The sequence below is a fragment of the Halapricum sp. CBA1109 genome (genome assembly GCF_009741825.1).
Taxonomy (GTDB): domain Archaea; phylum Halobacteriota; class Halobacteria; order Halobacteriales; family Haloarculaceae; genus Halapricum.
Genome location: NZ_WPCA01000217.1, coordinates 1 through 2896 on the forward strand (window position 1 = coordinate 1; position 2896 = coordinate 2896).

At 66.9% G+C, this 2896-nt stretch carries 4 protein-coding genes; all 4 read left to right on the forward strand.

The window, feature by feature from the left end:
• A partial coding sequence (gene folP / locus GJ629_RS15250; protein WP_157513775.1) for a dihydropteroate synthase occupies positions 1-730 on the forward strand: 730 nt, incomplete at its 5' end.
• 93 nt (positions 731-823) lie between these two features.
• Positions 824-949 carry a hypothetical protein gene (locus tag GJ629_RS17700; protein WP_255475247.1) on the forward strand — a complete coding sequence of 42 codons (126 nt, stop codon included), beginning with the start codon at positions 824-826 and terminating at the stop codon, positions 947-949.
• Positions 950-1015: 66 nt separating this feature from the next.
• Entirely contained in the window at positions 1016-2359 is a 1344-nt protein-coding gene (locus GJ629_RS15255) for an alkaline phosphatase family protein (RefSeq protein ID WP_157513776.1), read from the forward strand.
• Positions 2360-2473: 114 nt separating this feature from the next.
• Positions 2474-2896, forward strand: a 423-nt coding sequence (locus tag GJ629_RS15260) for a glycosyltransferase (RefSeq protein ID WP_157513777.1), incomplete at its 3' end; no start/stop codon positions are given.

A 2896-nucleotide genomic window follows, 5' to 3' on the forward strand; every position in this document is an offset into this window, starting at 1 on the left:
GACGCCGTCCGACCGCGCCGAAGCGATGGTCGAGGCCGGAGCGGACATCGTCGATATCGGCGGGGAGTCGACGCGGCCGGGTGCCGACCCGGTCCCCGTCGAGGAGGAGAAAGACCGCGTGTTGCCGGTGGTCGAGGCCCTCGAGGAGATGGACGTCACCGTCTCTATCGACACGCGGAAGGCGGCCGTCGCCGAGGCCGCCTTGGAGGCGGGCGCGGACATCCTCAACGACGTCTCGGGGCTGGAAGACCCCGAGATGCGCCACCTCGCGGCCGAACACGACGTGCCCGTCGTCGTGATGCACTCAATCGATACGCCGGTCGTCCCCGACAACGAGGTCGAGTACGACGACGTGGTGGGGGACGTCATCGACCAGTTGCGCGAGCGAGTGTTGTTGGCCGAGAAGGCCGGTCTCGACCGCGAGCAGATCCTCGTCGACCCGGGCATCGGCTTCGGCAAGACCCCCGCCGAGGACTTCGAGATGCTGGGTCGGATCGACGAGTTCGCGGCGCTTGGCTGTCCGGTACTGGTCGGGCACTCCCACAAGTCGCTGTTCGGGCATATCGGTCGCGGGGCCGAGGACCGACTCGAATCGACCGTCGCCGCAACGGCGCTGGCGACCGAACGGGGCGCCGACGTCGTGCGCGTCCACGACGTCGACGAGAACGTCGCCGCCCGGGACGTGGTCGCCGCCGCCGAGGACCCCGCGGCGTTCGAGGAACCGCGGTAGCGGCAGTATTCACCGAGGTAATGGTGGCCGCGACCGGCATACCTTATGATTATGGGTAATTATTTGACCCGATAGCGTGTAGACAGGAGTACGATGGCGACCAACAGCACGGCAGTCGGTGTCGACCACCCGACGACAGTCCCCGAGCAGCGGCCGGACGTCGGCGTCTCCCATCCGACAGTCGTGCCGGAGAACTACGACCCGGACGCCGACCGGTAGTATTGCCGTTTTCTGGGAGCGACCGCGAGAAGAAGCTTCTTGTGGCAGTCGCCAGTATCGAGGGGTATGGGACTGTTCGACCGGCTCAAAGGCGACGACGGCCCTCGTGTCGCGTTCTTCGGAATCGACGGGGTACCCTACAGCCTGCTCGCCGACAACTTCGACGAGTTCGAGAACCTCGCCGCGCTCGCCGAGGAGGGGAGCGCCGGCCCGATAGACAGCATCGTACCGCCGGAATCGTCGGCCTGCTGGCCGTCGCTGACGACCGGCGTCAACCCCGGCGAGACCGGCGTCTACGGCTTTCAGGACCGCGAGATCGGATCCTACGACACCTACGTTCCGATGGGCCGGGACGTACAGGCCACCCGAGTCTGGGACCGCGTCGAGGGCGCCGAGCGCTCGTCGACGGTGCTGAACGTGCCCGTCACCTTCCCGCCACAGCGTGACGTCCAGCGGATGGTCTCGGGCTTTCTCTCCCCCGGCGTCGACAAGGCCGCCTACCCCGACGAACTACGAGAGCAACTCGAAGGACTTGATTACCGCATCGACGTCAACGCCAAACTGGGCCACAACGACGACAAGAGCGAGTTCATCGAGGACGCCCACGAAACCCTCGATAAACGGTTCGAGGCGTTCAAACACTACATCCAGCAGGACGACTGGGACCTGTTTTTCGGCGTCTTCATGACCACCGACCGAGTCAACCACTTCCTGTTCAAACACTACGCTCAGGACGGCGAGTACAGAGAGGAGTTCCTCGACTTTTACCGCAAGGTCGACGACTACCTCGGCCGCCTGCGCGAGATGCTCGACGACGACGTGACGATGCTGGTCGCCTCCGACCACGGGTTCACCACGCTGGAACACGAGGTCCACTGCAACGCGTGGCTCGAACAGGAGGGGTGGCTCTCCTACGAGGACGAGGACCACTCCGAGTTGGGCGACATCTCCGAGGAGACCCGCGCGTACTCGCTCATCCCCGGCCGCTTCTACATCAACCTCGAGGACCGCGAACCCCGCGGCGCGGTCCCACAGGAGGACTACGAGGACGTTCGGGACGAACTCAAGGCCGACCTCGAAGCGCTGGAGGGCCCCGACGGGCAGAAAGTCGCCGACCGCGTCGTCACCAAGGAGGACGCCTTCCGCGGCGACCACGCCGACATCGCACCGGACCTCATCGTCGTCCCGAACCACGGGTTCGACCTGAAGTCGGGGTTCAAGGGCCACGACACGGTGTTCGACACCGGCCCGCGCAACGGGATGCACAGCTTCGACAACGCCTGCCTGTTCGTCGACGACGACGACGCGACCATCAACGACGCCGACCTCTACGACATCGCCCCGACCATCCTCTCGCTGATGGATCTGGACTACGACCGCTCGGCCTTCGACGGCGACAAACTCGTCTGAGGGCGCCGCTCGAAAGGGGACAGCCAACCGACCACGCTGCGGCCCGAGCGAGCCGTCCTCGTGAGGGGCCCCGAACCGCGTGTATTTATACAATCGGCCGCCCTCGGGCGACGTATGCGGGTCGCGTTCGTCAGCCTCCGGACGACCCAGTTAGACGACGGCGAGGGCAACCGCCGCCTCGAACGGATCGCCCGACAGCTAGCCGGACGCGGCCACGACGTGACCGTCTTTTGCGCCCGAACGTGGGAGGGCGAACCGACGACCAGCGACGACGCCGGCGTCACCTACCACGGCCTCACCGCCGGCCCGGACGCCGCCGCGTTCGGCCTGAAACTCCCGTGGAAACTCGCCGGCTTCGGCCCCGACGTGGTCCACGCCACCCCGACCCCGGCTTCCCAGGTTGCGGCCGCCGGCATCGGCGCGACCCTCGCCCGCGCCCCCCTGCTGTTGGAGTACTACGCGACGCCGACCCACAGGGCCCAGCGCTTCGCCGGCCGTGCGCTCTCCCGCCCGACGCGCGTCCGTCCACCCCCTGGA

Coding starts and splice junctions, on each gene's coding strand:
- GJ629_RS17700 (WP_255475247.1), top strand. CDS start 824: ATGGCGACCAACAGCACGGCAGTCGGTGTCGACCACCCGACGACAGTC.
- GJ629_RS15255 (WP_157513776.1), top strand. CDS start 1,016: ATGGGACTGTTCGACCGGCTCAAAGGCGACGACGGCCCTCGTGTCGCG.